Below are 22,533 nucleotides of genomic sequence, written 5' to 3'. Positions count from 1 at the left end.
TTGACTCATTGTCAGCAACGCTAATCATTTAATCCCTTACCCTCAAGGATTTGCGGGATGAATTTTTCAATTCGGGATACGCGGGTTTTGGATTGTTTCGCTTGAGAAAAATGATAAATATATGCGTTTTGCCGTCCAGGCGTTAAGGCTTCAAAAGCAGTTTTCAAGCCAGGAAGTTCAGCGAATTTGGTCTGAAGCTCTTCAGGAATGAGGTAATCCTCTTTCTTTTTTAATTCGACTTCCAAACCCGCTTTTTCAACTTCTATGGCATTTTGAATGTAGGCTTTCAGAACAGCTTCCATTTCAACGATTTGTTGCACATTCGTAAACCGAATTTGGCGCGCTGCCTGCACATTTTCTGTTTGTTGAATTAGAATCCCATTGGGATCCTGTAACAAGGCACCTTTGTGAAAGAGAAGCGCACAATATTCTTTAAATCCATGAATTAATACTATGTTTTTATCATCAAATGTGTAACATGGATGCATCCACTTATAATCTTCGGTCAGCCCGCAATCAAGCACGATCGTTCTCAACTGCTCATATTCTTCCCGCCATTGTTTCGCTTTACTTAAGAATTTATCAACCCTAGGATTCAATACATTATTTGTCATAAAAAACACCTATCTTCATCAAAATTTTCAATACAATTTTACTGTTTTTTTATGGAATGTACAGTCGGAATCTTCTGAGAATGGGCAACCTATGTTGTCTCCCGTTCGATCAGTTGGAACGATAGGGGCTGCAGCTCCATATCCAGTCCAAGCAGGGTTGGAGCCAGCAGAAGAAAGGCGTTCTCCGCCTGTCCCGCAATCGGATTCCGAACAGTGGTAATTCCGAGCGTCTGCGACAGCTCCGAATTATCAAAACCAACGATGGCTAGATCACGGGGCACATCCAGCTGCTGTCTACGTGCTTCGCTCAGAACGCCCACCGCCACCAAATCATTGGAGCACAGAATAGCATCCGGCTGATCGGGTTGTCCAATTAGGGTTCGCACCAATTGCTCTCCGTCACGGATTCCATAAATCGTGGAGTAATACCATTTCTCAACGATGGGAAGATTATATTTGGTCATGATTTGCTCATAAGCTAGTCGTCTACTCTGGGTATTTATGCTGCTTGGGCGGCCAAAAGCATTAGCGATACGCGTATAACCCCGCTCTATCAAATGCTCTAGAGCGAGTGCATATCCATCATATTGGTTCATGGCAACTGACGGTATTTCAGGATGGTCCATGCGTTGCCAAGACACAATCGGGCCGTATTTGCAGTAGGAAGTTATGACATTTTTATCGTTAACAGCGGTCAGAATAAGCAGAGCGTCGACTCTTTTTTGTTTGAGATCCTCGAAGGCCTGAAGTTCCTTTTGTTTATCACCGCCGGTGGTATAAATAATCGTCTGATACCCGTAACGGCCGGAAATTTCGACGAAGCTGTTCATGAAGCACAAAATAAGCTCGTTGAGGTCTAAGGTAATCATGCCGATTTGCTGGGTTTGGCCTTTGGATAAAGATATGGCATTCCGATTGGGAACATAGTCCGTCTCTTTCATAATGGCCAGAATTTTCTCCCTAGTTTCCTTGCTGACATGGGGAGAATCGTTCAGGACTCGGGATACCGTAGCTTTGGAAAAGCCCGACAGCTTAGCAATTTCGTCAAGTGTGGACATCGGCTTATCTCCTTTGCAAGATTAATCCTTGACATGTAACGCGTTCCAAGGGTTAGGATTCGGATTAGAGCAGTAAACCTATACTATCACAATAGCAAAGGCGGGAAGAAATATGAACTTACAATTTCCAGAAGGATTCCTATGGGGTGGGGCTGTAGCCGCTAACCAGCTTGAAGGGGCATATCAGGATGATGGCAAAGGCTGGTCTACCCAAGATGTCATGCCGCATGGCATTAAGTCTGCGCCTACAGAAGTTCCTACCGACGATAACATGAAGTTGATTGGTATCGATTTCTATCACCGATATAAAGAAGATATTAAGCTGTTTGCGGAAATGGGCTTTAAAGTATTCCGGACGTCTATTGCCTGGTCCCGGATTTTCCCGAAAGGGGACGAGCTGGAGCCGAATGAACAGGGCTTGCAGTTCTACGACGACCTGTTCGACGAGTGTCATAAATACGGCATCGAACCGCTAGTTACGATCTCCCATTATGAGACCCCGCTGCATTTGGCACGAGAGTATGATGGATGGGTTAACCGTAAGATGGTGGAATTTTACGAGCGTTATGTGAGAACGATCTTTAATCGTTACAAGAACAAGGTCAAATACTGGCTGACCTTTAATGAGATCAATTCTATCCTAGAGTTCCCATTTATGAGTGGCGGAATCAATACTCCATTGGAAAAATTGAGTAAGCAGGATCTGTATCAGGCCATTCACCATGAGTTCATTGCAAGTGCTTTGGCGGTAAAAATCGGTCATGAGATCAATCCTGATTTCAAAATAGGCTGCATGGTGCTGAGCATGCCAATTTATCCGCTCACTCCGCATCCGGACGACTTGATCAAGGCGATGCAAAGTGATCACAAAAATATGTTTTTTGCGGATGTTCATAGCAGAGGTTATTATCCAGGCTATATGAAACGGTTCTTTAAGGAAAATGGAATTCACATTCATTTCGAGTCAGGGGACGAAGAAATTCTGAAGCATACCGTGGATTTCATATCGTTCAGTTACTATATGAGCACATGTGAAACAGCCGATCCGGAGAAACAGATCAGAGGAGAAGGAAACCTGCTGGGCGGGGTACCGAATCCGTATCTGGAAGCGAGCGAATGGGGTTGGCAGATCGATCCGCAGGGCTTGCGTTATGTGATGAATATGTTCTATGACCGATACCAAAAACCGCTGTTTATCGTGGAAAATGGCCTTGGCGCCGTCGATCAGCTGGTTGTAGACGGGAACGGTGAGAAGATCGTAAACGATGATTACCGGATCAATTATTTGCAAGATCATTTGGTTCAAGTAGCGGAAGCTATTGCTGATGGCGTAGAAGTTATGGGATACACAAGCTGGGGCTGCATTGACTTGGTTAGCGCAACAAGCGCCGAGCTGAAGAAACGTTATGGTTTCATTTATGTAGATCGTCATGATGATGGTTCAGGTACACTGGAGAGATACCGTAAGAAGTCCTTCCACTGGTACAAAGAAGTAATTGAATCCAACGGACAAAGCCTGTTCTAAAAAAAAAGTCCTGATAATCAAGTTATTCTTGATTTATCAGGGTCTTTTTTGTTATCCAATATTATACAGGCTCTGGTTTATTGTTGACATCATTAATTGAACATGTTAATTTGTAAATAATAAATTAATCGGATATCAGGATTGCTACTGCATAGCAGGCAAAACCTAAGTTTCATTTATGATTACGGGGATAATCTCTCTCGTACATAGATGTGATTTAGGTTTTTTTGTGTTCCCTGATAACCGTGATTAATTGATCTGTTACAAAGGGGTGTATAAAAATGAGTTATGAACAGCTAAGTAAAGACATTATTCAATCTGTCGGTGGGGAGAAAAATATTAACAATGTGATTCATTGTGCCACGCGACTAAGATTCACACTTAACGATGAGCAAAAAGCTGATAAAGAAAATTTGGAAAAAATGAAAGGGATTATTGGGGTAGTTAGCAAAGGGGGACAGTTTCAAGTTATAGTGGGTACCCATGTTGCTGATGTGTATAAAGAAATTGCCAAATCCATATCCCCTAACAGTGACTCTGGCGAGAACAAGGTAAAGAAACCTATAGGGACTCTGATTTTTGATGTTATTTCTAGAAGCTTTTCGCCACTGATTGGTGCTTTAGCAGGTGCGGGTATGTTGAAAGCGCTATTAACCGTACTTGCATCGTTACATGTTCTAAGTGCGGATAGTGAAACTTACAAAGTATTAGCCGGCGCTAGTAATGCTGTGTTTTATTTTCTACCTATTTTCTTAGGAATTACGTTATCGATTAGGCTGGGTGTTAATGCTTATGTGGGTGGTAGTATCGGTGCGGCTTTACTTGAACCTAATATTACGGGATTAGCAAGTGTTGAATCTCCACATTTTTTAGGTATTCCTTTAGTAATTTCGGACTATTCATCAAGCGTGTTTCCGATTTTTATCGCCATCTGTATATACGCTTTATTGGATAAGCAGCTAAGAAAGTTTATACACAAGGATTTGCAGATGTTCTTGGTCCCTATGCTATGTTTGATTGTGATTGTTCCGTTAACTATTTTGGCTTTCGGACCGTTTGGCGTGAATGTAGGGAATTTAATTGGAGACGCTATTTTGTTCCTCAGTACGAAAAGCGGTATTGTTACAGGGGCAATTGTGGGAATAGCTTGGACGTATTTGACTGTACTCGGATTGCACTGGGGACTTGTGCCAATTATTCTTGAGAACATTGCTAAGGGTGGAGATCCAATATATGCAATGGCCGGCATGGCCATCTTCGCGCAGCTGGGTGTAGCGTTGGGTATCTTCCTGAAAACAAAGGACAAACAGTTGAAAACATTGGCCGGCAGTACATTTATACCAGGCGCGCTTTCCGGTGTAACAGAACCTATTATTTACGGTTTGCTGACTCGTTACAAACGGACTTTCATTTATGTAACCATTGCCGGCGGTGTAGGTGGAGCACTTAGTGGTCTTTTCAAAGTGAAGATGGAAGTCTTCGCATTTGTGAGCGTATTAAGTCTTCCCGCATTCTCTCCGCTGGTCGTTCAAGCGATTATAGCAGGTGTGACCATTGTATTGGCTATGGTAATTACCATGGTATTTGGTTATGAAGATAAAAAGAAAGTGAATATTGTAGAAGAAAAAACGAATACTGAAAAAAGCGAGGTTATCCTCCCTCACGCCGTTAAAAGTTCAACCGTTGTAAGCCCTCTGGCTGGTAACGTAATCCCGTTAACCTCAGTAAATGATGCTGCCTTTGCTTCTGAAGCAATGGGCAAGGGGATTGCAATTGAACCCACAGAAGGTAAGCTTTATTCTCCGGTAAGTGGAGTTGTATCCACTATTTTCAGAACAGGTCATTGTATTGCGGTAGTATCGGATGAGGGTGTTGAGGTCTTGATTCATATCGGTATAGAAACCGTGAAGCTAAAAGGTAAATACTTTGATGTGAAGGTGCAAGAAGGAGCAACCGTTAAACAGGGTGATCTATTGATTGAGTTTGATTTTGAACAAATAAAAAATGAAGGTTATCAATGCACAACACCGATAATTATTACCAATACGGCTAATTATAGTGATGTGATTGGTACCAATAAAACAGTTATTACACCGGGTGAAGATTTGCTGACTGTTGTAGTGTGATCTATTGAAGAGTCATAAGGTATGAATGGAATCGATCTCTTAGTACTGCTACTTAGAGATCGATTTTTTATTATAGAATACTATAAAAAAGTGCTAGCTTCGTAAGATGAAAAGGTAAGGAGCTGTAATATGCGGATCGAAAAAGTGTTAAACAACAATGTTGTTACTGTCATAGATGACCAAAATTTTGAACTAGTAGTTATGGGAAGAGGACTGGCCTTTAAGAAAAAACGTGGAGACTTTTTAGAAGAAGATAAAATTGAAAAGATATTCACTTTAAGTAATCAAAAACTTTCAGATAAGCTAAAAACGCTGCTTTCCGAGATTCCAATCGAGCACATGGAGCTCTCAGAAGAGATTATTAACTTCGCCAAACTGCAGCTCGGTAAAATGCTGGATGACAGTATTTATGTTAGTCTGACAGATCATATCAGTTTTGCGCTGGAGAGATTCTCAAAAGGGATGAAGATTAAAAACGCCATGCTTTGGGAAATCAAAAAATTCTATAAAGAAGAATATGAAGTTGGGAAAGCTGCGCTTCAAATTATACATTCCAAGCTCGGAGTCAGACTTCCCGAAGATGAGGCCGGACATATTGCGCTCCATCTGGTGAATGCAGAACTAAATGAAGAGATGCCTAACATGGTGAATATCACCAAGATCATGAACGACATCCTAAATATCGTGAAGCGCCATTTCAGGCTAGAGTACGAAGAGGAGTCCCTTGCTTATTACCGTTTTATCACTCATTTGAAATTTTTTGCACAACGTCTCATCAACGGTACTCCACCTCCTGATAATGAGAATGGCTTATTTATTTTGGTAAAGCAGCAGTATAAGGAAGCTTTCGCAAGCGTTGAGAAAATTAAAATCTATATTGATAAAACATATAATCGGGAGTTAACAAATGATGAAATGCTGTATCTGACCATACACATTGAAAGAATTACAAACCAGATCATGGAGTAGGGACGGTTAAGCCTTAAATTTTAACTTTGACTTTCGGGAGAATCGCGTATAAGATTACTAATATGTTTTCTGTGATAATCATTATCAATAGATTGATAACTGTTATCATAGAATAAACTTCGAACGTTGAATCCAGGGGGATAAAGTAAATGCACAAAAAGTTAATTAGTTTATTTATGGTTGTTGCTATCATATTGGTCGTATCAGGCTGTGGTACTAACCAAAAGAACAATTCAACATCGAACGCGGGAGCAACTGATAAACCAGCTGCTGAAAACGCGGGCAGTGAATCTACAAGCGGTCCTATTGTTTTAAAGGATTCTAAAGGTGAGATTACGCTGGACAAACCTGCGCAAAGAGTTGTGGTATTGGAATGGACCTTTACGGAGGATGTTATTGCACTGGGAGTGCAGCCAGTAGGTAACGCAGATAACGAAAACTATAAGCTGTATGTGACTTCTGAAGCACCACTTGATGCAAACGTGACTGATGTTGGTTCCCGTGACGAGCCAGATCTGGAGACAATTGCTTCATTAAAGCCTGATCTGATTATTGCCAATACGGGTGGGCATGAAGGAATTTATGATCAACTTAAAAGTATCGCTCCAACACTGATTTTCGGCTTGTATCCGAATGAAGGAGAAGGTAATCAGTACACGCTGATGGAAGATACTTTCAAAACGATTGCAGCGGCAGTAGGTAAAACAGCAGAAGCCGATAAGGTTCTTGCTGATTTGGATGCACATTATGCAGATGCAAAGGCAAAGCTGGCTGATGCAGGCAAAGAAGGCTTGAACTATGTACTGACACAAGCATACAGCTACCAGAATGCAGCAACGATGCGTCTTTTTACAGATAATTCACTTGCGGTACAAACTTTGGATCGGATCGGTCTGAAAAACGACTGGAAACCTGAAAATTTCGAAGTTTACGGATTCAGCACCTCTACAGTTGAAGCATTGCCTGCGGTTCAGGATACAAATCTGATCTATATCGTCCAAGAGGATGATAATATTTTCACGAAAGAACTGAAGGATAATTCCGTTTGGAATGGCCTTAACTTTGTGAAAGAGAATCGCACCTTCGGATTGAGCAGTACTACTTGGGTGTTCGGCGGTCCGATCTCCTCCAAAGTTATCGTGGATGAAGTTGTAAATACATTAACGAAATGAGTGCGGTTATGAACGAAAAGAGTAGCAAAGAAGCCTCTATCGGCATGAACTGGCGGATCATTGGAATATTTGGGGGCGGCTTTGCCGTCCTCTTCATTCTGTTCGTTTTAAGTTTGGGCTTTGGGGAAGCCAAGATCCCTGCAGCTACTGTAATAGATGGCTTGCTGAATCGCCAAGATATAATTGAACATAATCTGCTCTGGGATATCCGCATGCCACGTACAGTTATTGGTCTGCTGGCCGGGGCTGCTCTGGCTGTGGCTGGGGCATTATTGCAAACTATAACGAAGAACCCGCTTGCTTCCTCAGATACACTTGGGATTAATGCCGGGGCATACTTTATGGTCGTGCTTGGTATGGTAGCTTTTCCTGCTTTGCAGCATGAGTTTCCATTTTTGTTGGCAGTTGCAGGGGGACTGCTTGCTGCTTTAGCCGCTTATTTATTGAGTGGAGGCAAGGCGGCCACACCTGTTCGGCTGGCTTTGTCAGGTATGATCGTCTCCATGGTGCTCGGAGCGTTTACATCGGCCATACATATTTTTAAAAGAACAGAAACACAAAATCTGTTTTTATGGGGTTCAGGTTCCCTAATCCAGTTGGATTGGGACGGTGTTATATATGCCTGGCCTTTTGTCGTAGTGCTGCTATTGGCAGCGATATTTGCCGGCAGACAATTTGATGCGCTGGAGCTCGATGAGTCAACGGCCCGTTCACTTGGACAGCGAGTAGGGTTAATTCGGGCGACGGGGCTTGGCCTATCGGTATTAATGGCTGCGGTTGTAGTCAGCGTGGTCGGCCCGATTGGCTTCGTCGGCTTAGTGGCTCCCCATCTTGTCCGGCTTAGTGGAATTCGCAAGCATCGCCTGCTCATTCCTGCAAGCGCGTTGTGGGGAGCCTTGCTCATCACGGCAGCGGATACGCTAGCGCGTGTAGTGCGAAGCAGTGTGGGAGAAATGCCTGTTGGTGCAGTTATGGCGATTATTGGAGCCCCGTGGCTCATTTGGCTGGTACTCACCAAGATGAAAAATATATCGGGCTCAGGCGCTGGCCAATCATCGATGAGTATCGGTGGGGCGGGACTGCGTCTGCGCTTTGTGCCGACGGCTATAGTTATGACTGTGCTGCTGATTGCTATTATCCTGGTAAGCTTATCATTTGGGGGAACAAAAATACCGATCAGCGAATTGCTAAGCAGTCTGTTCCATAGGGGGGATCAATCCTATTCCGTCCTGCTGAATTTACGGCTTCCCCGTACACTCGTAGCGGCTGCAGGAGGGATCGCACTTGCAATCAGTGGTGTATTGATTCAGAGTGCTGTTCGAAATCCACTGGCAGATGCCTCTATTATTGGTGTGACCTCAGGGGCTGGCTTTGGTGCTTTGGCCGTAATGACCGTTTGGCCAGCATTGACGGTATTTGCAGTTCCGCTTGCCGCAATCGTGGGTGGGGCACTGGCTGCAGCTTTTGTCTTTTTTATGGCCTGGCGCAGGTCCTTGAATCCATCGGTTCTGATCTTGCTTGGAATCGCAGTCTCTGCTATTGCCTCTGCGGGAATCCAGGTCATGATCGTCAAAGGAAGTTTATGGAGCAGTAGCTCCTTAATTTGGTTAACGGGTTCGACTTATGGACGAAGCTGGAATCAATTTTACATCCTATTTGTATTCCTGCTTGTACTTGTTCCGATTGCATACTATTTGGGCCGAAAATGCGATTTGTTGGCATTTGGTGACGAGAGTTCAACAGGATTGGGCTTGCCGGTTCGAGGAACGCGGCTTTGGGCTATGATTATCGGCGTTTTGCTTGCAGCGGGAGCCGTTGCAAGTGTGGGAACAATTGGCTTTCTCGGACTCATGGCGCCGCATGCGGTGCGTATGATGATTGGTCATCATACGAGACGCTCGATTGTTTTGTCAGGATTACTTGGCGGCTTGATGCTCGTTATTGCCGATACGCTCGGAAGAACCATAATGGCGCCGAAAGAAATCCCTTCAGGCCTTATTATTATGCTGATTGGGGCTCCGTATTTCTTGTTTTTAATGTACCGGTCACAGGTTAGAAAAGTGTAGATTTTGTTATAAGAAAAAATCAGGGGGTGCCCCATCAGCCGTAAAATGGCTGCTGGGCACCCCCTGATTAATTAGAGCTTGCTCCATCAAGAACGCCTCAAACATCGTTTCATCTGTTTAAAATTCCCCTTCCTTACGCTACAGCTATCGGACACAGATGACCTTAAACGCAGCTTTATTTCGCATTTGAAGTGACAACGGACCGCATAGTCGCTATTGGCATGAAAAGCACCCGATTTGCCCTTCTTCCTATGAAATAACGTCATTGGAGTCCGAAACCAAGCTCCAAAGGCTAAAAATGCGCATATAACGTCATCTGAGTCCGTAGGCCTCAACGAATGATGACAATTTATTGGTGCAGGCCACCAACGCCCATAAACAAAAAGCAGCGATTCTCCCATACCGGGGAAAGCTGCTTTTTTAATTGGATATTATCGATTTGTGAACAATTATTTAACTATTATTCTTAATTTTGTATATTTCCATTTGCTAGTTTATACTTTAATCTTATGCTGTAGAATTTTGGAAATAAGGAGTGGGATTATGTGAGGCTCTTCGACAGAAAAGGTGTACAAGACGACAGCAAAACTATTAACAACTCTGGCGAATTAAGAATCAACATTTTTTTCTTTAGCACTTTTATTATTTTTTGTGTGATTATCCTACGCCTTGCGGTCTTGCAATTTGTCGAAGGACCTACGTTATCTGAAGCTGAGGCTAATCGGGATACGAAAATAGTGGCATTATCGGCATTGAGAGGGAATATCCTCGCTGCTGATGGTGAGAAATTGGCATACTCAACGCCCGTTCAATCTTTGTACCTTACTTTGGATAAGGAATATACCGCAACAAAAACAGATAAAACTACGAAAAAAGTTACCTTAACTGCTGAGGCAAATAATAAATCAAAGGCGCTCGCCAGCAAGTTAGCAGAAGCCTTCGAAACTTATGGTGATCCTAATGAGAAAAAACTAACCACAGAAGAGATCCTTGAGTCTATGGATTTATATTCAAAAAAACTCTCTGGTTATGTAGCGCGAAGAATTAAATCAGGTTTAACTAAGAAAGAAATCGCTTATTTTTTAGAACACAAAAACGAATATCCAAACCTTGAAGTGATAGAGGAAAGCAGCAGGCATTATGATACCGATACGGTGGCTGTACAAGCTGTTGGCTACGTGAAATTTTTTAAATCCTCTACTAGTTTAGATCTTTATAAGGATGTACTTCAGGCGATGAAAAATAATCAGAACCCTGGACTTAACTATAAAGAGGATGAGCTAGTAGGCTTTGATGGCTTGGAGCTGCAATACCAGAAGGAGCTTCGGGGACAGAATGGTTATAAGGAAGTTTCCGTAGATCCGCAGAATATGGCGGAAAAAATTGTCAGTATTGAACCCCCGGTCAAAGGAAGCACTATCTGGACTACCCTTAATAAAAAAATTCAGCTGAAGACCGAAGAAGCCATTAAAGATCAGATTCAGTGGTTGCATTCACACACCGTTCAGGGAGAAACACATCCTGATGCTTTAACAGGTTACGCTGTAGCCATGGAAGTGGATACAGGTAATGTTATTGCTATGGCAAGTATGCCTGACTATGATACCAACAGCTGGGCTACGGGTTCGATCTCTCCAGAGGTGTATAAAAAAATTGAAAAGCATTACCAAAATGGAACGATAACTCCATACTCATCAGGAAGATCAGGGCATAATTTTGAATCCACCGTGCTGCTCGGTTCGACCATAAAACCATTGAGTGTGTTAATTGGCTTAAAAGAGGGCTTTATAAGTACTTCTTCTACTTATCAAGATAAAGGGATCACCTCATTTGGTAGAGAAGGACATGAGACTAATGTAAGGAACTCATCCAATCATGTATACGGCTCTTTGTATCCTTATACAGCCATTGAAAAATCTTCAAACGTATATATGGTTGATATGATCGGGAAAAAATTGTATGACAAATACAAGTCTAAGGGCATTGGGGTATGGGACACATATATGAAAGAATTCGGTCTAGGTGTGCCAACAGGGATAGGTTTACCAAGGGAATACTTGGGTGATCTGAATTATAAAGCTGAAGCTAAAGCGGGTTCAGTTCAGTCGGCACTTGTTTATGCTTCTTTTGGGCAGCAGGGACGTTATACCGTTCTTCAGTTGGCGCAATATGCGGCTACACTAGCCAATGAAGGGCAACGAATCAAACCACAGCTAGTAAGCAAGATCACGGACTCCAAAGGTAAAGTTATCAAAGAATTCAAACGGGAAGTGCTTGATGAAGTGACTACTTTCGATAAATCCTATTGGCGGGAAATAAAGAAAGGGATGAACAGTGACGTTAAAGGTGCCTTCGGTGATTTCCCCTATGATTTTGCACGTAAAACAGGGACTTCACAACAGACGGATAGTAAAAACATAAACCGTGATAACGGAGTATTTATAGCTTTTGCACCACGTGAAAATCCAAAGCTTGCTGTAGCTGTAGTTATTCCTGAAGGCGGATTTGGATCTAGCAGTGCAGCACCTGTAGCGAGAAAGATTTTTGATGCTTATGATTGGGAGTACGGATTGGATGGAATTCCGAAGAAAAATGTGGATAAAAGTATCAGCGAATAACACAAAGGAGAGAGCGCACACTGCGCTTTCTTTTTCTTTTTACAGAGTGGTTTGTGGCGGATCGAAGGAACGGGTTCCAGATTAAAATATTGTAACCATAAAGCGTGAAACTTTTATCCTAGTGTGAGCGTCAAAAGGTTAGGAAAAAAATGTATTCGTCATTCCAGGAGGGTGAATCTGTGAAGAAGTTATGGATTTCTATTTTAGTGGGCTTATTAGTTTTGCCGATGATGTTTCAATCTTCAGTGAAAGCTGCTACTGCGCCCATCAGTATTTTTATTGACGGGGTTCGATTGTCCACAGATCAAGCACCGGTGATGGTAAATGGACGGACGATGGTACCCCTACGGGCAATCTTTGAAGCCTTTAATGCCACCATCAAGTGGAATCAGAAAACACAAACTGTAACTGCAACTAAAGATGATACAACGATTATGTTAAAGATTGGCTCAAAGACAGCCACGATTAACAATAAAGCTGTAACTCTAGATGTGCCGGGACAGAATTTGAAAGGAAGAACGATGGTTCCTACACGGTTTGTAAGTGAGTCATTGGGTCATGATGTGGGTTGGAATCCGAGCACCAAAGTAGTGACCATAACGACTTCCGGCGGTAAAACTGGAACTGTAAATCCGGCATCGAATGTGCAGTTAAAGGATGTAAGTGATAACGGTGACGGCCGTGATCTCCAGGTCAGCTTCACCCAATCTTCTAATGAAGCTCTTGTGGATCATTACCGGGTAATGATTGTAAAGGCTTGGAGCACTTTTAATATCTCATCTGCACAAAAGGTTACATCCGCCAATTATTCTACTGTTTTAGCTACAGGCACTAATCCTACGATTAGAATGACCGCAAATTCAAGGGATGTGGATGGTGACCTCATTAAAGGTAATCAAACCTATGTAGCTTATGTTTTCGCAGTGGGCAAAGGCAATAATACCAGCGCTCTCTCGTATAGTTCTTCGACTATATCGCTTAATACTAATACTGTAGTCGTTGCTCCAAGTAATGTACAAGTAAGTGATGTGAGCGATTATAGTGATGGCCGCGATTTAGCCGTAAGTTTTAATAAGGTATCGGATGAATCCAAGGTGAGTTCTTACCGGATATTTGTAGTCAAAGCTACTAATTATTCTTCTTTTAATTTGGCGGCAGCAAATGCTGTTAGCAGTTCAAATTACACACAGGTCAACAAAACAGGCTCCAATATCACTCAGATCCTATCGTCAGGAGCGAGGGATGTGGATGGAGCCCTCATTAAGACGGGAGTTGGTTACCGTGTGTTTGTTATGGGTGTAGATAGTGGCAGTAATACAGCCAATAATTTATTGTCTGCTGCTTCATCTGCGATTACGCTGTCCTCGGTCAATGTCTCTAATTTAAGTGTAAGCGACGTTAGTGACTTTGGAGATGGCCGGGATTTAAAAGTATCCTTTAACCACGCTACAGATGAAACGTATATTAGCCAGTACCGAATTCTAGTTGTGCCTACAGCTTATTCCAACAACTTTAGTTTATCTGAGGCGAATAATGTCTCCAGCTCTTACTACACAACAGTGAGCACAACAGGATCTAGCACCAGTCAAGTGTTAGCCTCGTCAGCAAGAGACGTGCGTGGTAATTTGATTAAGAATGGAACACCTTACAGAGTGTATGTGTTAACGATTGGAAGCGGGAAGAATTTGGGCACCAACATTCTCTCAACGGATTCAACATTAATTACGTTGGCTGTCGACTACAATGTGAGTGCTGTCTACAATTTGGATGTGAGCGACGTAAATGACTATGATGATGGCCGGGATTTAAGAGTATCCTTTGACCACGCTACGAATGAAACGTATATTAGCCAGTATCGCATCCTGGTTGTACCTACTTCCTATTACAGCAGCTTCAGTTTATCTGACGCCAATAATGTGTACAGTTCCAACTACACAGCAGTGAGCACAACAGGATCCAGCACCAATCAAGTGTTAACCTCGTCATCAAGGGACGTGCGCGGTAACCTGATAAAGAGTGGAATCAATTACAGAGTATATGTTTTAACCGTCGGAAGCGGGAATTACTCGGGCAGCAATGTTCTTTCTTCTGGTTCACCTTTAATTACGTTGAATGTAGATTACAAATTGGCTCCTATTTCGAGCTTGGATGTAAGGGACGTTAATGATTACGAAGACGGCCGGGATTTAAAAGTATCCTTTAACCATGCCACAGATGAAACGTACATTAGCCAGTATCGAATCCTGATTGTACCTACTTCCTATTACAGCAGCTTTAGTTTAACCCAGGCAAATGCGGTTTCTAGCTCCAATTACACAGCGGTAGGCACTTCAGGAAATAACACCAGTCAAGTCTTGGATTCTTCAGCCAGAGACGTAAACGGAAATTTAATAAAGAGTGGAATCAGTTACAGAGTGTATGTGTTAACGATTGGCAGCGGCAAGTACTCAGGCACTAATGTGTTGTCCTCAGAGTCGAATGCCATAACTTTATCCACTAAGCTGCCGGTAACCTCTGTCACCAATGTAACGTACAGTGTGGATGAGGGTAAAATACTAGTAAGTTTCAACCGTTCCTCTAACGAGTCTAACATTTCGGAATATCGAATTCTGGTGGTTCCGTCTAAACAAGGTTTTGGTTCAGCGGAAGCAATTGAGGTGAAATCCTCGTATTATACGTCGATAACGCCTAACGGAACGAATCCTACAATTGTAGCCTCGAGAAGAGATGTTAATGGTGCATTAATTGTTAAAGGTGTTAAATATAAAGTATATGTTCTTGCGGTAGCCAATAATAATGGCGTGCAGAGTGGCGGTCTTTCGGATTCAACGGAAGAGATTGAAATATAAGGATAGTGAATAAAGGCATTATAATATAAGGCAAAAAACCTTCATTGAGCACTGGGCTTGATGAAGCGCTTTTTGCCTTGTTTTTTTGTTTTCTATTTTTTATAAAAATAGGGTTGCGATTATACACATTTAAAACATTTGGTTTAACCTATTGGAAGCGCTATAATTGAAAATAATTACATGCTTAAGGAGTCTATCATGAAAAGAGGCAGGATATTCTACAAGATTTTTGTTCCTATTCTGGTGCTGGGAATTGGCCTGGTTATTAGCTTCGGTGGCTATATTTATCTGACGACGATTAATTCGGTAAATGAAAGAGTAGCGGATGATAAACAGAGTTTAATTACTCAAATTAAAAACACCCTGGAACAGAAAATTCAGACCATTGAATACGCTTTTAATACTTACAGTACCACCAGTTCCTTCAGGGAGGTCGTGCAAAATCCGATCACCGAGCAGGATTTTGAAAAGTATCGCGAGATTAATTCCCAGCTTAACTACATTGCCAGCATGGGGATGGATTTTGTTAATTATTCTCTAATCAGTTTGGAGCAGAAATGGCAGATTTCCAATGGTAAGCTTTCACATTTAACGGAAGAAGAGAGCAGGACACTTTATGAGAGCTATATTAATAACCGTAGCCGGGGGTTGTTTTGGGTTAAGACGGATAAGGGTATCCGCTTTGTAAATACCCTGCCGGTATTCTCACAGACCAAACAGGCGATTGCCTTATCTGATATATCCCTTCAGACCTTGCAGAGCACCCTTCAGACCGAAGGAAACACACCGGTGTTTATTCTTAACCGGGAGGGTGAGCTTTTATATGAGTCGGAAACTGGAAAGTCCCTGCTGACTAATAATCAACTTAGCCATATCACTAATGTTGCCGGAGGCGGGGGGCAATTGGGGACGATTGCCATGGAGCGGGCTGATCACCAATCGATAAAAGCTATTTATGCTAAATCTTCTTATAATAATTGGATTTACGTAACTATTTTGGATAAATCAGAAATTTCTGATGCACTAAAGACAACCCGATTCGGGATTGTGATGATGGTACTGCTTATTACGTTGTTGATTGCGGTAGTCGCTTATGTGATCTCTTTGTATTTCACCAAGCCATTCCGGCAGATTCAGCGCCGATTATTGCCTGCCAATGCGGAGCTAGAGCCTAAGAATGAGGTAGACTGGATTATTAATTCGATTGATACCATCTTATCGGAGAAAGAAAGCCTAGAGGGTCTGATTGAGTCTGAGATGCCTAAGTTGGAAACTCAGTTTATTCTAAATCTGTTTCGTAGCCGGATATCCCAAGAAGAGCTTAATCTGGGTTTGCCTCGTTTCGGTTATGAGCTGTCACAGAATTCGGTGTACGCAACGCTGCTAATACAGCTGGATAACTATGGGGAACGGCAGGCTAGTGATAAGGATCTTCTGCTTGTAGCGGTTAACAAACTGGTGGAAGAGCTGATTCCGCAGGAGAGGCGGATGATTCCTATCTTATTAAATGACCGTACACAAGCGACTATCCTGATCTTTGAGGGAGCGAATGAACAGGAGAACCGGAGAATAGCACTGGACTATGCCAAGACAATTATTCGAACAGCTAGAGAAATCCTGAAACTATCCATTAGCGTTGGAATCAGCAATTTTTATGATAATTTATTGTTTAGTAGGGAAGCTTGCGAGATGAGTAAGCAGGCGCTGCATCATCGTTTAAATCTGGGCAAAGAGTCTATCATCTTCTATGAGGATATATCGAAGGTGATCTCGGGTCCAGTTCTACTGCATTATCCGTCTGAGTTTGAGTCCCAGTTATTTGACGCGATTCGGATTGGAGATGAAGAACAAGTCTCCTGTTCTCTGTATCCATTACTCGGGGAAATGATGAAGCACAGTAAGAACCCTTTGAATTTCGAAGTCACATTAATACGTTTCGTCAACAATCTGATTCAGCTGGAGCAGCTGCTGGGTGTAGAGGTTCTGCTGACAGAGGACAATTCTACGTTGTATCACCGATTGTTAGACATCCGTAATCCGGAAGAGATCGAACGCATTTTGGTCAAAGAAGTTATCCATCCGATGGTGACCAGCGTTAAGGAGAAGACAGACCGTCAGTTCCGCCTCTTATCCGATAAAATTGCGGTGATTGTCCGCTCGGAATTTGATCAGGACTTAACGCTAGAATTAATTGGTGATCGCCTCCATTACAGTCCGAACTATTTAAGCAGTATTTTCAAAAAAGAGTACGGGATGACGTTTAGCGAGTATCTAATGAACTATCGTCTGGAAATGGCTAAGAAGTGGCTGGTGGAAACGGATATGACCATTAAAGAGATTGCTGAAAGGCTGCAGTACCATAATCCGCAGAACTTTATTCGATCCTTCCGTAAAAAAGAACATGTAACACCAGGTGCATACCGAACCCAGAAACAGGAGAAGTAAGGCGCTGAACACAAACAGCCAGCCCCGGGAGACCGGGGCTGGCTGTTTGTGCAGCTGCAATGTTTTAGCCTTTTACAGAACCCAGCAGGGCTCCTTTGGTGAAGTGTTTTTGTACGAAAGGATAGGCGAGCAGCATTGGAACGGTTGCGACTACGATAACCGCCATTTTGATGGTTTGAGCAGGTGGGATAATATCAACAGAAGCATTATCTCCCTGCATCCCGCTGGCGACGATAACAATTTGGCGCAGCAGGACTTGAATAGGCCACTTAGTGGAGTCTGTCATATATAAAATTGCACTCATATAAGTGTTCCAGTAAGCTACCCCGTAGAACAAGGAGAGGGTCGCGATAGATGGCATCGCCAGCGGAAGCATGATTTTGAAAAATACACCAAAATCATTAGAGCCGTCAATCTTGGCTGATTCCTCTAGCCCTTCCGGCAGCGCCTGGAAGAAGTTACGCATAATGATCAGGTTAAAAGCATTGATCGCAACAGGCATGATCATGGACCAGTAGGAATCGATTAATCCGAAATATTTAACTACCAGGAAAGTAGGGATCATTCCCCCGCTGAAGAGCATGGAGAACACGATTACGAAATTGATGAAATCTCTTCCGTATAGATATTTTCTAGATAATCCATAAGCCATTAAAGAGGTAAGAACCATACTGACAACTGTACCCACTAAGGTTACACCGATGGATACGCCAAGCCCTTTAAAAATAGTAGGCGTTGACAGTATATAACGGTAAGCATCCAAAGAGAATGTCGTCGGGAACAGGATGAAGCTTTTTTCTACTACCTCCTGTGTTGAAGCAAAGGAACTGGCAAACACATTGACAAAGGGTAAAAGACAGGCTAGGGCAATGAGTGTAAGCAGTGTGGTATTTACAATAGTAAACAGCCGGCTACCCATATTTTCTTTTTTAAAAGATGATTGCGACATGCAGATATCCTCCTTGTAATCGTTTCATTGAAACTTTAACAGGGGTCTGTTATTCCGTATATAATCATTAGCTTGGGCTTTGTTTTGGGAGGAAAAAGCGTGATAAGGCATAGATGATCTTTATGTATTGTAGTAATCACTATAAGATGCACGGGCCTGGAAAACCTTATAGCTGTAGGGTTCTTGGAGTATCAGTATCTGATGATTATATACGTAATGGACGAATGATCGTAATCTGGGAATCGTAAAGAAACGCGATCAAGGAGGCCGATCAGGTGAAAGAGGCAAACGTCACCATGCTGAACACGAAAGTTAATCCAGTAAGAAAAAAGCGAACGGGGCCTAGCTGGCTGAGTTTAAAAAGAAACAAGTTATTGTATCTGATGATACTCCCGGGATTTTTGTATTTTGTTATTTTTAAGTACCTGCCTATGGGCGGTCTTATCATTGCATTTCAGGACTATCAGCCGTTTCTGGGTATAGCGGATAGCCCGTGGGTAGGGTTTAAGCATTTCGTCCGATTGTTTACAGAACCTACCTTCTTTATGCTATTGAGTAATACACTTATCCTGTTTGCATTAAACATTGTTATTTTCTTCCCACTACCTATTATAGTGGCGCTGATGCTTAACGAAGTTCAGCACAAGTTATTTAAGAGCACCATTCAAACGATTATTTATATCCCCCATTTCATGTCATGGGTTATCATCGTCTCCATTTCCTATGTATTTATGAATGTGGATGGAGGGGTGCTGAATGAGATGTTGGCGGCCCTTGGGATGCAGAAGATCAGCTTTTTGACTTCTCCTGAGTGGTTGCGTACCGTGTATATCGGACAGATCATTTGGAAAGAAATTGGTTGGTCAACCATTATTTATTTGGCAGCCATTACCGTAGTGGATACGCAGTTATATGAAGCAGCTGAGATGGATGGAGCGGCAAGATTGCGCAAAACATGGCATATCACCCTGCCGGCAATTCGCCCAATCATTATTACCTTGCTTATTCTGAAGATTGGCCACACGCTGGATCTGGGCTTTGAGCATATGTACTTGCTGATCAATTCCTTGAACCGCGAAGTTGGAGAAATTTTCGATACCTATATCTATACAGCTGGTTTAAAGAACGGACAATTGAGTTTCAGTACCACAGTAGGTCTGTTCAAGGGTGTGGTTGGCTTGATTCTCGTTATGCTGTCGAACAAGTTAGCCAAAAAAATCGGCGAAGATGGTGTTTACTAGGCTTCACAGTATGCTGAATTCTTACCTCTGCCTTAAGGGCAGAGGTGGAAGATACAACACAAATACATTAGTAAAAGGGGTAATGTTGATGAATCGCAATTACAAAAAAATTGCAGCCTTAATGTTGTGTAGCGGGTTAGTACTCACTGCATGCGGAGGAGGCAATAACGCGAAGGAGTCAAATTCTTCAAATGAGGGAACGAATTCAACGGCTAAAACAACTGCTGCACCTGCAGATGTGCTAGATGCTAAAGCAAAGATTAGCTGGCTGAACATTTTACAAACGTCTACAACACCAACGGGTCCTATTCTGGACAAAATTGAAGAATTGACGAATACAGAGATTGAATTCTCATGGATTCCGGATCCTTCCAAAGAAGAACGTATTAATACTTCATTAGCATCGAATTCCCTAGCAGACATCGTTACCCTGACTATTCTTGATAACTCTTCTGTACGTAATGCACTGAAGGCCGGTATGTTCTGGGAAGTAAGTCCTTATCTTGATGAGTTCCCGAATTTGGCTAAAATTTCACAGGATACACGTACATCGGCATCGATTGCAGGTAAGCTGTACGGGGTTCCTTTCCAGAAGTCCTTGGCTAGAAACGGCGTTGTTCTCCGTAAAGATTGGCTGGATAAGCTTGGACTGCAGGTTCCAAAAACAACAGATGAGTTGATGGAAGTTGCGAAAGCGTTTACCGAAAAAGACCCTGATGGTAATGGCAAAAAGGATACCACAGGCTTCATGGACCGCAGCGATCTTGTATATGGAGCATTTAAGACATTGGGCTCATACTTTGGAACACCGAACTATTGGAGTGTAGATGATGCGGGTAAAATGACACCGGAGTTCGATACAGAGGCTTATGTCAAGACCATGGATTATATGAAGACTCTTTATGATGGTGGTTATATCAATCAGGATTTCGCTGTGACGGCTAAAACAGATCAGCAGCAGAATTTTGCGCAAGGAAAGGCTGGAATTTATGTGGGTGCCTTGTTTGACAGCAAGAACCTGCTGAATCTGTCTAAAGGCATACAGGATGGTATGGATTTGGTTATGGTTAACGATATCACTTCCACCGGTAATGAAGCGGATCGCGCCATCTGGGCTGGTAATAACGGAATTGGGGGACTGTTGTCTTTCCCGAAATCCGAAGTCAAGGATGAAAATGAATTAAGACGGATCTTGAAATTTGTTAATGATCTTATGAATGAAGATGTCTATGGTTTGATGACTTATGGTATTAAGGATGTCCACTATACAATCGATGGAGAACAAGCGGTTACGATTAAGGATACAGATCTCTGGAAGCAAGAAGTTCAGCCATTTTCGGCATCTCGTCCATTAGAGAATGGATTCATTATCCATGATGCTGATCCACTCAAAGTTGAAGCTGATAAGCTGATCGTTGAGAATGCTAAATATGCTGTACTGAATCCTGCTTACTCTCTGGAATCTGAGACCTATTCTACTCAAGGATCTGAGTTGCAGAAGATTATGACAGATGCCACTTATAAATATATCCTAGGTAAAATTGATTTGGACGGATTTAAAGCTGAGGTTGAAAAGTGGAAGAAATCCGGCGGCAGCAAAATCATTACTGAATATGAAGCTGCTTATAAAGCTGTAAATCCTTAAGAAGTACTACAGACTATATTCTAAGAAAATAGTAGAGGGGTCCTAAATGGGGTGGCTGCGTTTAGGACCATATCTATTCAAACAGGAGGAAAAAATGAAAGACAACAATGCACTTAGGAGTATGGGCTGGGGTGTTCGAATGGCAGATTCGATTATGGAGCGAACGCCAAGATTATATGAGGATAACGGATATCATGGAAAATGGTCTTATGATTATGGAGTCATCTTGAAGGGTTTTGAGCTGCTGTGGAGACAGACCGGGCAGGTTAAATATTATCAATTCATCAAAGATAATATGGATTATTTTATTGAGGAAGACGGCTCTGTGAAGGGATATCGCCTGAGCGAACATAATATTGATCACTTAAATAACGGAAAGATCCTATTTGTGCTCCATAAAGAAACTGGGTTAGCGAAATATAAAATGGCTGCAGATTTATTAAGAAAGCAGATAACAACGCATCCTCGAACCTCAGAAGGTGCGTTTTGGCATAAGAATGTATATCCTTATCAGATTTGGCTGGATGGCTTGTATATGGGCTCTCCTTTCTATCTGGAGTATTTACTTGAGTATGAAGGCGGCAAGGGTTTGGACGATGTGACCCGGCAATTTATTCTGTGCGAGCGTCATACCAAGGATGCTGAGACGGGTCTCTTGTTTCACGCATGGGATGAAAAGCGGGTACAGCCGTGGTGCGATCCTGAAACGGGGTTGTCTCCGAACTTTTGGGGGCGTTCGCTGGGGTGGTATGTGATGGCGCTAGTGGATGTACTCGGCATGCTCCCTAAGGAACACGCGGATTATGAGATTTTGGCACGTATACTGACAGATACGCTGACAGCGCTTCGTCAGGTTCAGGATGCGGATGCTGGAGTATGGTATCAGGTTGTAAACATGGGCGGCCGTAAAGGCAATTATTTGGAGGCTTCCGCCTCTAGCATGATCACCTATGCAATGGCTAAGGGCATTCGGATTGGTGTACTCGATGATAGTTGGTTCGAGACACTTGACCGTGCTTATCAAGGCCTTATTGCTGAATTTGTGCTGGAAACCAAAAATGGCTGGGTTAACCTGAATAAAAACTGCCAGGTCGCTGGACTCGGTGGTGAAGACCGGAGAGATGGTACTTACGCCTATTATATCAGTGAACCGATCGTAACCAATGATCAGAAGGGGCTTGGCGCATTCCTCCTGGCTTGTGGAGAATATGAATATTTGCAGCATCCCGCCGTGACGAAAGGAAGCGAGTGAAGCA

At 42.7% G+C, this 22,533-nt stretch carries 14 protein-coding genes; 11 read left to right on the top strand and 3 right to left on the bottom strand.

The genetic code is table 11. The features are described 5' to 3' along the window. Positions 1-20: 20 nt before the first annotated feature. Together MHI15_RS09625 and MHI15_RS09620 are read right to left on the bottom strand one after the other, a co-directional pair. On the bottom strand, positions 21-614 hold the full coding sequence (locus MHI15_RS09625; RefSeq protein ID WP_076098816.1) for a YdeI/OmpD-associated family protein: 594 nt from the start codon (positions 612-614) through the stop codon (positions 21-23). A gap of 89 nt (positions 615-703) precedes the next feature. Beyond that, positions 704-1,672: a LacI family DNA-binding transcriptional regulator gene (locus MHI15_RS09620; protein WP_076098815.1), complete on the bottom strand. Its 969-nt coding sequence runs from the start codon at positions 1,670-1,672 to the stop codon at positions 704-706. Between the two features lie 112 nt (positions 1,673-1,784). Here MHI15_RS09620 and MHI15_RS09615 point away from each other — a divergent pair, with 112 nt between their 5' ends. The 8 genes from MHI15_RS09615 to MHI15_RS09580 all read left to right on the top strand — a co-directional run bounded on the left by MHI15_RS09615 (position 1,785) and on the right by MHI15_RS09580 (position 17,442). Continuing rightward, positions 1,785-3,197, top strand: coding sequence for a glycoside hydrolase family 1 protein (locus MHI15_RS09615; protein ID WP_076308860.1), 1,413 nt, complete (start codon positions 1,785-1,787; stop codon positions 3,195-3,197). Between the two features lie 281 nt (positions 3,198-3,478). Then, a complete protein-coding gene (locus MHI15_RS09610) occupies positions 3,479-5,323 on the top strand; it encodes a beta-glucoside-specific PTS transporter subunit IIABC (protein WP_341164372.1) in 1,845 nt (614 codons plus the stop codon). 129 nt (positions 5,324-5,452) lie between these two features. Then, positions 5,453-6,292, top strand: a complete 840-nt coding sequence (gene licT / locus MHI15_RS09605) for a BglG family transcription antiterminator LicT (RefSeq protein ID WP_341164371.1) — start codon at positions 5,453-5,455, stop codon at positions 6,290-6,292. A 149-nt stretch (positions 6,293-6,441) separates the two neighbouring features. Beyond that, positions 6,442-7,464, top strand: a complete 1,023-nt coding sequence (locus MHI15_RS09600; protein ID WP_076277177.1) for an ABC transporter substrate-binding protein — start codon at positions 6,442-6,444, stop codon at positions 7,462-7,464. Between the two features lie 8 nt (positions 7,465-7,472). Next, the gene (locus tag MHI15_RS09595; RefSeq protein WP_340976972.1) at positions 7,473-9,530 is read left to right on the top strand and encodes an iron ABC transporter permease; all 2,058 of its coding nucleotides are present in this window, start codon (positions 7,473-7,475) and stop codon (positions 9,528-9,530) included. A 545-nt stretch (positions 9,531-10,075) separates the two neighbouring features. Next, positions 10,076-12,148: a peptidoglycan D,D-transpeptidase FtsI family protein gene (locus MHI15_RS09590; RefSeq protein ID WP_340976970.1), complete on the top strand. Its 2,073-nt coding sequence runs from the start codon at positions 10,076-10,078 to the stop codon at positions 12,146-12,148. A 179-nt stretch (positions 12,149-12,327) separates the two neighbouring features. Next, complete coding sequence (locus MHI15_RS09585; protein ID WP_076310238.1) at positions 12,328-14,997, top strand: copper amine oxidase N-terminal domain-containing protein; 2,670 nt, start codon at positions 12,328-12,330, stop codon at positions 14,995-14,997. Positions 14,998-15,195: 198 nt separating this feature from the next. Beyond that, positions 15,196-17,442 carry an AraC family transcriptional regulator gene (locus tag MHI15_RS09580; RefSeq protein WP_076130455.1) on the top strand — a complete coding sequence of 749 codons (2,247 nt, stop codon included), beginning with the start codon at positions 15,196-15,198 and terminating at the stop codon, positions 17,440-17,442. A 64-nt stretch (positions 17,443-17,506) separates the two neighbouring features. Here the strand turns inward: MHI15_RS09580 and MHI15_RS09575 are convergent, their stop codons facing one another. Further along, positions 17,507-18,391: a carbohydrate ABC transporter permease gene (locus MHI15_RS09575; RefSeq protein WP_076130456.1), complete on the bottom strand. Its 885-nt coding sequence runs from the start codon at positions 18,389-18,391 to the stop codon at positions 17,507-17,509. A gap of 383 nt (positions 18,392-18,774) precedes the next feature. On the opposite strand from MHI15_RS09575, the gene MHI15_RS09570 reads away from it, so the two are divergent. The 3 genes from MHI15_RS09570 to MHI15_RS09560 all read left to right on the top strand — a co-directional run bounded on the left by MHI15_RS09570 (position 18,775) and on the right by MHI15_RS09560 (position 22,529). Further along, a complete protein-coding gene (locus tag MHI15_RS09570; RefSeq protein ID WP_370511181.1) occupies positions 18,775-19,632 on the top strand; it encodes an ABC transporter permease in 858 nt (285 codons plus the stop codon). Positions 19,633-19,720: 88 nt separating this feature from the next. After that, positions 19,721-21,277, top strand: coding sequence for an extracellular solute-binding protein (locus tag MHI15_RS09565; RefSeq protein ID WP_076130457.1), 1,557 nt, complete (start codon positions 19,721-19,723; stop codon positions 21,275-21,277). Positions 21,278-21,371: 94 nt separating this feature from the next. Continuing rightward, the gene (locus tag MHI15_RS09560) at positions 21,372-22,529 is read left to right on the top strand and encodes a glycoside hydrolase family 88/105 protein (protein ID WP_076280146.1); all 1,158 of its coding nucleotides are present in this window, start codon (positions 21,372-21,374) and stop codon (positions 22,527-22,529) included. Positions 22,530-22,533: the final 4 nt, after the last annotated feature.

Source organism: Paenibacillus sp. FSL H7-0918, assembly GCF_038007025.1.
Lineage (GTDB): Bacteria > Bacillota > Bacilli > Paenibacillales > Paenibacillaceae > Paenibacillus_AQ > Paenibacillus_AQ odorifer.
Note: the sequence above shows the minus strand (reverse complement) of the source record. Positions and strands in the feature narration are given on the sequence as shown.

What these genes read in the sequence shown, in the direction of transcription:
- MHI15_RS09610 (WP_341164372.1), top strand. Translation starts at nt 3,479, where the DNA reads ATGAGTTATGAACAGCTAAGTAAAGACATTATTCAATCTGTCGGTGGG.
- MHI15_RS09570 (WP_370511181.1), top strand. Translation starts at nt 18,775, where the DNA reads ATGATACTCCCGGGATTTTTGTATTTTGTTATTTTTAAGTACCTGCCT.
- licT (WP_341164371.1), top strand. Translation starts at nt 5,453, where the DNA reads ATGCGGATCGAAAAAGTGTTAAACAACAATGTTGTTACTGTCATAGAT.
- MHI15_RS09565 (WP_076130457.1), top strand. Translation starts at nt 19,721, where the DNA reads ATGAATCGCAATTACAAAAAAATTGCAGCCTTAATGTTGTGTAGCGGG.
- MHI15_RS09620 (WP_076098815.1), bottom strand. Translation starts at nt 1,672, where the DNA reads ATGTCCACACTTGACGAAATTGCTAAGCTGTCGGGCTTTTCCAAAGCT.
- MHI15_RS09615 (WP_076308860.1), top strand. Translation starts at nt 1,785, where the DNA reads ATGAACTTACAATTTCCAGAAGGATTCCTATGGGGTGGGGCTGTAGCC.
- MHI15_RS09575 (WP_076130456.1), bottom strand. Translation starts at nt 18,391, where the DNA reads ATGTCGCAATCATCTTTTAAAAAAGAAAATATGGGTAGCCGGCTGTTT.
- MHI15_RS09580 (WP_076130455.1), top strand. Translation starts at nt 15,196, where the DNA reads ATGAAAAGAGGCAGGATATTCTACAAGATTTTTGTTCCTATTCTGGTG.
- MHI15_RS09595 (WP_340976972.1), top strand. Translation starts at nt 7,473, where the DNA reads ATGAACGAAAAGAGTAGCAAAGAAGCCTCTATCGGCATGAACTGGCGG.
- MHI15_RS09600 (WP_076277177.1), top strand. Translation starts at nt 6,442, where the DNA reads ATGCACAAAAAGTTAATTAGTTTATTTATGGTTGTTGCTATCATATTG.
- MHI15_RS09560 (WP_076280146.1), top strand. Translation starts at nt 21,372, where the DNA reads ATGAAAGACAACAATGCACTTAGGAGTATGGGCTGGGGTGTTCGAATG.
- MHI15_RS09625 (WP_076098816.1), bottom strand. Translation starts at nt 614, where the DNA reads ATGACAAATAATGTATTGAATCCTAGGGTTGATAAATTCTTAAGTAAA.